This window comes from Aquabacterium sp., from assembly GCF_014378415.1.
Classification (GTDB): domain Bacteria; phylum Pseudomonadota; class Gammaproteobacteria; order Burkholderiales; family Burkholderiaceae_C; genus Aquabacterium.
In genome coordinates, this window is sequence record NZ_JACMNS010000025.1 from 19570 (window position 1) to 27153 (window position 7584).

6 protein-coding genes and 1 tRNA gene are annotated in these 7584 nt (G+C 59.1%); all 7 read left to right on the forward strand.

Annotation, left to right across the window (positions count from 1 at the left end; genetic code table 11):
- Positions 1 to 20: 20 nt before the first annotated feature.
- A complete protein-coding gene (locus H7225_RS02865) occupies positions 21 to 1553 on the forward strand; it encodes a leucyl aminopeptidase (protein WP_290659281.1) in 1533 nt (510 codons plus the stop codon).
- 20 nt (positions 1554 to 1573) lie between these two features.
- Positions 1574 to 2014 (forward strand): DNA polymerase III subunit chi, encoded by a 441-nt coding sequence (locus H7225_RS02870; protein WP_290659282.1) that lies wholly within the window; start codon positions 1574 to 1576, stop codon positions 2012 to 2014.
- Complete coding sequence (locus H7225_RS02875) at positions 2011 to 2334, forward strand: hypothetical protein (RefSeq protein ID WP_290659283.1); 324 nt, start codon at positions 2011 to 2013, stop codon at positions 2332 to 2334. The genes H7225_RS02870 and H7225_RS02875 overlap by 4 nt, the downstream gene beginning before the upstream one ends.
- An 82-nt stretch (positions 2335 to 2416) precedes the next feature.
- Positions 2417 to 3517, forward strand: coding sequence for a branched-chain amino acid ABC transporter substrate-binding protein (locus H7225_RS02880; RefSeq protein ID WP_290659286.1), 1101 nt, complete (start codon positions 2417 to 2419; stop codon positions 3515 to 3517).
- A 29-nt stretch (positions 3518 to 3546) separates the two neighbouring features.
- Positions 3547 to 3636, forward strand: a tRNA-Ser gene (locus H7225_RS02885).
- 88 nt (positions 3637 to 3724) lie between these two features.
- A complete protein-coding gene (locus H7225_RS02890) occupies positions 3725 to 5536 on the forward strand; it encodes a site-specific integrase (RefSeq protein ID WP_290659284.1) in 1812 nt (603 codons plus the stop codon).
- A 216-nt stretch (positions 5537 to 5752) separates the two neighbouring features.
- Positions 5753 to 7207 (forward strand): hypothetical protein, encoded by a 1455-nt coding sequence (locus H7225_RS02895; protein ID WP_290659285.1) that lies wholly within the window; start codon positions 5753 to 5755, stop codon positions 7205 to 7207.
- Positions 7208 to 7584 lie beyond the last annotated feature (377 nt).

Here is a 7584-nt window from a genome sequence, read left to right on the forward strand (position 1 = left end):
CCATTATGGACGCGCACAGCATGGACTATCGCTACACCGTGGCCCAAGGGCCCGCCTTGTCCCAAATCAACGCCGACGTCTTGTTGGTGATCTTGACCGACGATCACGCTACCACGGGCGATCCGGCCCTGGATGCCCTGGCCGAGCAAGCCGTCAAAGGCAACGATTGGGCGCTCAAAGGCGGCAAGGCGTTGTATGTGCACCGGCCTGCGGGCGTGAAGGCGCCGCGATTGGTGTTGGTCGCCGCGGCTGATGCGTCTGGCAAGGCCTTCAAGGCGGCGGCGGCTAAGGGCTTGGGCGAGGTCAAAGATCGCGGCGTGGCCCACTTGGCCATCGCGGTGGGCGCAGGTTGGCCCTTGGAGGCCGGACACGCGCAAAGCCTGGTGCTGGCGGTGGCCGATGCGACCTATGTTTACAGCCATACCAAGCCAAGCGCGGCCAAACCTTCTGGTTTGAACAAGGTGACCTTGCTGGGCTCGACCGCGCAGGCGGCGGCCTTGAAGGCTGGCTTGACCCAAGGCCAGGCCGTGGCCGAGGGCGTGACCCTGGCGCGTGAATGCGGCAACCGCCCCGGCAACTACTGCACGCCCACCTACCTGGCCTCTGAGGCCAAGCGCCTGGGCAAGGAGTTCAAGCACCTGAAGGTCGAGGTGCTCGACCGCCCGGCGCTGCAAAAGTTGGGCATGGGTTCTTTCCTGTCGGTGGCCAATGGTTCGGACGAGCCGCCCAAGTTCATCATCCTGCGTTATGACGGGGCGGCCAAGACACAAGCGCCCGTGGTGCTGGTAGGCAAGGGCATCACCTTTGACTCCGGCGGCATCTCGATCAAACCCGGCGCGGGCATGGACGAGATGAAGTTCGACATGGGTGGCGCCGCCAGCGTGCTGGGCACCTTCCGCGCCGTGGCCGAACTCAAGCCCAAGGTCAACCTGATTGGCCTGATCCCCACCTGCGAGAACATGCCCAGTGGCACCGCCACCCGGCCGGGCGACGTGGTCACCAGCATGTCTGGCCAGACCATCGAGGTGCTCAACACCGACGCCGAAGGTCGCCTGATTTTGTGCGATGCCTTGACCTACGCCGAGCGCTTCAAGCCCGCGGTGGTGGTCGACATCGCCACCTTGACAGGCGCCTGCGTGGTGGCCTTGGGGCACATCCACAGTGGCCTGTTCAGCGCCGACGAAGCGCTGGCGCAATCGCTGCTGTCCGCCGGCCAGCAGGCCCAGGACACCGCCTGGCGCTTGCCGCTGGACGACGAGTATGGCGATTCGCTCAAGAGCAATTTCGCCGACCTGGGCAATGTGGGTGGCCGCGAAGGCGGGGCCATCACGGCCGCCGTGTTCCTGAGCAAGTTCACCAAAGCGTATCGCTGGGCTCACCTTGACATCGCCGGCTCGGCCTGGAAATCGGGCGGCGCCAAAGGCGGCACGGGCCGTCCTGTCGGCTTGCTGACGCAGTTCGTGCTGTCGCAAGCGGGTGAGGGCGCCCTCATGCCGCGAGCGCCAGTGGTGGCCGCCAAGAAAACCACCAAGGTGGCGGGCAAAGCCGTTTGATGACCCGGACTGACTGATTGATGAACACCGTTGAGTTTCACCATGGCATGACCGACAAGCTGTCTTACGCGTGTCGGCTGCTGCGCAAGGCCTATAAAAGCGGTGCAGGTGTGTTGGTCACGGGCGATGCCAACACACTGAAGGCGCTGGACCGCCAGCTCTGGGTGTTCGACGAGCAAGAGTTTTTGCCGCATGTGCTGGCCATGCTTGGGCAGGACATGCCCGCGCGCTTGCATGACACACCGGTGTGGCTGGCCCCGCATGGCGTGGACATGCAGGCCCCGGGCCAACGCGGCATCCTGGTCAACCTGGGGCCGGAGATGCCTGATCAACCGGAGCGTTTTGAGCGCCTGTTCGAGATCGTGTCGCTGGAGCCCCACGACCGCCAACTGGGCCGCCAGCGCTGGAAGCAATACGAGGCCTTGGGCCTGCAGATTCAGCCGCACGAGGTGAAGGAATGAACTTTCCCACGCGGCCGCATCACGCCAACGTGCCCACGCTCACCGAGGTGATCGAGTTCGACCCGGAGGGTGACAAGCTCCTGCCGATGCCCGTGGTCGAGGTCTCAGAAGCGCAGTTGTCTCAACGCATCCTGACCGATGTGCAGCGCCAGATCGATTCAATGCTGGAGTTCCGATTGCGTGAGTCCATGCAGCCCTTGCTGGCCCAGTTCACCGAAACCCTGATGCAAGACCTGCGCGATGAGTTGTCCCGAACCATGCGAGATGTGGTGACACGCGCCGTGGCCCAGGAAGCGGCCAAGCTGCGCAACAACCGCTGATTTTTTTCTGAAACGGCATTCAATGATGGAGGTGAATATGACCCAACGCTTTGCTTTGTTCCCAGTGGCCGCCGCCGCTGCGATGTTGTCCTCGCTGTGCATGGTCACTGCCGCGCAAGCCCAGACCATCGTTCGCATTGGCCATGTGGCCCCCGTGTCGGGTGCGCAGGCCCACTACGGCCGCGACAATGAAAACGGCGCCCGCATGGCCATCGATGATCTCAACGCCCAGGGCGTCGAGATCGGTGGCAAGAAGGTGAAGTTCGAACTGGTGGCCGAGGACGATGCGGCCGACCCCAAGCAAGGCACAGCGGCCGCCCAGAAGCTGTGCGATGCCAAGGTCAATGGCGTGGTCGGGCACCTGAATTCCGGCACCACCATCCCGGCGGCCAAGATCTACAGCCAGTGTGGCTTGCCGATGGTCACTCCTTCGGCCACCAACCCTGATCTGACCACCCTGGGCTACAAGAATGTGTTTCGCCTGCTGGCCAACGACAAGGCGCTGGGCGCGGGCCTGGCGCAGTACGCGGCCAAGACGCTCAAGCTGAAGAAGGTTGCGATCATTGACGACCGCACCGCTTATGGCCAAGGTGTGGCGGGCGTGTTCCGCCAGACGGCCAAAGAGTTGGGCCTGGAAGTGGTGAGCGAGCAATACACCAATGACAAGGCGGTGGACTTCATGTCCATCCTGACCTCGATCAGGAGCAAGAAGCCCGATGGCATTTTCTTTGGCGGCATGGACCCGCAAGCCGGCCCCATGCTGCGCCAGATGCAGCAACTGGGCTTGACCAAGGCCTACCTGTTTGGCGGCGATGGCATTTGCACTGACAAGTTGATCGAGCTGTCCAGCGGCGCAAAGACGCTGGGCAATGTGGTCTGTGCCGTGGGTGGCGCATCGCTGGACAAGCTGGCCAGCGGCAAAGCCTGGCGTGCCAAATACGACGCCAAGTTCCCGAGGCAGTTCCAGGTTTACTCGCCATACACCTACGACGCCACGATGGTTTTGGCCGACGCCATGAAGCGCGCCGGCTCGGTGGACCCCAAGGTCTACGGTCCGAAACTCGGCGAGGCCAACTACACCGGCGTGACGGCCCAGGTTCGTTTTGAGTCGAACGGGGAACTGAAAAATCCGGCCATGACGCTGTATGCCTACAAAGACGGCAAGAAGGTCGCGCTGAACTGAGCGAAACCCTTGCTACAATAGAGGGCTTCGGAGAGGTGGATGAGTGGTTTAAGTCGCACGCCTGGAAAGCGTGTGTAGGTTTATCCCTACCGCGGGTTCGAATCCCGCCCTCTCCGCCAAGTACAGAACGCCCTCTATGAGACTGACCTTCATAGGGGGTTTTTCTTTGGTACTATGTACTTTTAGGCTGTACTTTGAGGGTTCGGGATGACCAAAGAGGACCCCGAATTGAAACCAGCTACAGGTGTGCGCCGAGTGCCCAACTCCACGCAGTGGCACTACTTCAAGAAGACGCCCAAGGAGCTTGCAGAGCATCCAGCCCACAAGGGCCAACAGTGGGCGTTCCGGGCCTCCCTCTTGACGGCAGACCTCCGAGAGGCGAATCTGCGGGCCGCTGCCAAGTTGGTGGAGTTGGAAGCCCAATGGGCTATCGCCCTCCGACAGGTCAACCCCCTCCCTGTCTCTGACCTGACCCCCGAAACGGTCACCCAGCTTGCTGACTACATCCGCTTCTGTGTCTTCAATGCAGACGACTATCGACGGAACTCCCCACAGGTGGCCCATAGGGTCGCAACGATGCGGGACCTTGCAGCCGGAAAGGTGACCAAGGAAGAGGCATTGGAGGCCATCCAAGAACCTGTGGGTGAGTACCTTGATGACCATAGCGCCGATGGCCTGGAAGGGTGGAACCTTGAGCGGGACACGCAAGCAGGTAAGGCCGTGGCGCGGCGCATCCATGCGGCCATCCTGAAGGACGCCATTGGGGCTGCTGAATGGTTGGGGGTGTCATACGACTGGACCAAGCCCGAAGCGAGGCCCTACCTGTTGAAGCTCTTGGAGGCCAAAAGGGAGGCACTGGAAGACCTCACGCAGCGTGACAAGGGCAAGGTGGTGGCTACCCCTTCAGAACCTGTTCAAGTGCCGTCAAGGCCTGATGAGTCCCCAACAGAAGCACGCAAGCCGGGTGAACCGTTGGATGTGCTGAAGGCTGCCCCATCGGCTGTTCTTCTGCGGGATGTCTTCGATGATTGGGCTAAACATGGGAAGGCTGGACGTAAGCCCTATCCGACCAAGACCATTGCCAAGTACAGCCGGGCCCTCTACTGGTACGAGAAGCACACCAGGAACCCCAGCATGGCCGACATGGAGCGGACCTGTGGGGTGGAACTGCTGCGCACCTTGGTGGAAGTTGAGTGTTCAAAGGGGATGACCACCACATCAGTGCGTGACCACATCATCAACTTGGGAACCTTGCTGAACCACTATTCGGCTGTAACGGGCAAGCTCCCGGCCAGCTTATGGGCACGTATCACCACGAAGCTTGACACAGTGCCTGCCAGTACACGGGACGAATGGACTGAAGAAGAGCTTCAACGGCTCTTTGGGTTGCCTGTGTGGCAACACTACGAATTGCCCAAGAGCAGGAATGCTGGGCTTGATGCGGCCTATTGGGTGCCCCTGCTGGGTTTGTTCACCGGGGCCCGCATCACTGAGCTTGCCCAGCTTCGTGTGGATGACCTGGAAGAGGTAGATGACGTTTGGTATCTGCGGATTGAAGAGACCGCCGAAGGTCAATCATTGAAGGCCCGAGCATCTAAGCGGACCATCCCCCTTGCTGTCGGCCTCATTGACCTGGGCTTGGTGGAGTACCGCGAGGCCATCAGGGACATGGGACAGGAATGGCTCTTTCCGGGCATCAACAAAGACGCCCAGAACAATGCCGGTGGCGGCATCAGTAGCTGGTTCTCCAAGGTGAAAATCCGCCATGGTTTCAGAAAGGACGTGGTGTTTCACAGCCTGCGGGGTTCACTCAATACGGCACTTGCCAGGACGGGAACTGATGTGTCCTTACGCTGCAAGTACATTGGTCAGAAACCCGAAGGTGGCGTGAATGTGGACCACTACCTGAAGTTGAAGCCGTGGGACCTCATACCATTGGCTGAATCCATTGCCTATCCGTCCCTCAAGCTTCCCAAGGTCTACAAGGCACCCGCATGGCGTCCGGGGTGGAAGGCGTAAAGCCCTGACAGTTTTTCGGCCCATCACTGGGCTTGGACTCAAGAGGGTGTACCGAAGCGAGAGCGCACAATAGGTAAATCGAAGGGAGTACGGATGGGAAAAGCAAGGGATGATTTCAGCCCAAAAGTCATTGAATCACTACGGTCCCGAGTGGCCGGGCATTGCTCAAATCCCGATTGCGATAAGAGTACTTTGGGCCCTGCTGGGGATGACAAGGTGAACAATGTTGGAGTTGCTGCTCACATCCACGCAGCGGCTCCAGGTGGGGCACGGTATCTCAAAGAGATGACGCCAGAACAGCGAAAGGATCTGGCTAATGGAGTATGGCTTTGCAACATCTGCTCCCGTGATGTTGACAACGACGCAAAGCGATACCCCGCAGAGTTGCTGCGCGACTGGAGGCAGCAAGCCGAAGAGCGGGCCCGGAGTCGTTTAGGTCAAGCACCGATTGAGCAGCGAGATGTCCAGGACCAAATGAGAATGGTCTTCGGGAGTGCGCCATCGTCATTTCAGTTGGCGGCTGTAAGCAATGTGCATTTGTCTTTGGCTCACAGCATGGAGCAGATGGACCCCAGATTCCGCGTCGAAACCAGCTACGTCAGCGGTAAGACGATCTTCGACATACGCGCGAAGCAGCCTGTCCCGTTGGCTTTCCGTGTGGTTCCCCATATGGCTGATGAGTTCAGGAGTCAGCTAACTCGGCTCGTCAATCACGGGGAGCCTGTTTCCTTGGACGGTGGTGCAGCAACTGTCATTGGGTCGCCACTTTTTGAGCACCTAACGCCATCCCCTGAGAGCGCCAAATTTCGGATAGACCCTCGTTGCATTCCGGCTGTGCTCAAGGTCACCGCCAACCATCCGCAAACTGGCGAGCCCTTTTTTGAAGAGTTCCGTGGCGATGTAATGGGTGGAAGCCAGTCCTTCACCTTCAAAGGGCAAGCATGTGATGGAATGTTGACCATTAGTCTTCGGCATTCGTTTTCCGGAGAAGAGCCCCCCACGTCCTTCTCGATTGAACTGGATGATGCTCGTTGGGCACAGCGCGATGTTAACTACCTGCCGCACTTCGAGAGCATCTATCAACTGTTCGAAACGATGTCACGCGGGAACGACCTTGATATCCGGTTGCTCATGGATGGCTTGCAGGTGCTCCACCTAAAGTTCACAGTCACCAAGCGCGATGACTACATAGACGGTATGTCAAATGCCTTGCGCTATTTGAAGCGCGCCCGCATTGTGGGGAGTCTTCTTGAGAGGTCGGTTCAGTATGTGGTGGCCTACATGTTTTCTGCTGAAGAACACCTTCAGCTACACGAGGTGGCCCAAATCGCGGAGGGACTGAGAAGTACATCTGAAGACCCAAAAGCGGTTGCCACTATTGTCCTCGGTGAAGATGTGACGCTATCGGACTTAACCGACCCCTCGACGCCCCATCTCGTTAAGTTTTTACAAAACGAGGGCGCGGTGCTTGACATCTATGGACAGCCCATTCCGCTTCCGCCGCTTGAACTTGCTTTGGACAATGTCTTCGCGGAGGTTTTGTCCGAGCAACAGGAGCACACAAGTGGAGTTGTTGAAATCGCATGGAGACCCGCAAAAGATTTCACCTGTGTCTACTCATACTTGAAGGACCCGCTCCCCAGCGGAACACCATCCGATGCCGGTAGGTAGGTCCCCAAAACCACCTCCCGGTCCTGGCATGATTGGCGCTGGGCCATGTGCGTGAGCCATTGGCTTCCTGGCTCCTCTTTTACCGATCAAAACATGAACCGTACCGCACTCGCTTCAATCCTTGCCTCAGTGATGGATAGCGTCAATCATCTTGGCCGGTTAAACGACAATCATCTTGGCCGGTTTGACGGGGATGAATGTCGTTTCTTAGGAAGTCATGGGGTTGGCTCCTCGGTGTGTTTGTCGTTTGGCTTGGGTGATTGACGTCGGCGACTGACTTTGTCGTTGTCGCGCTGGATTTGTTGCTGACGGGCAGCCTCTTTGCTCCGATAGCTCTCCACGTTGTTCAACTCGAAGATCGTTGAGTGATGAACCAG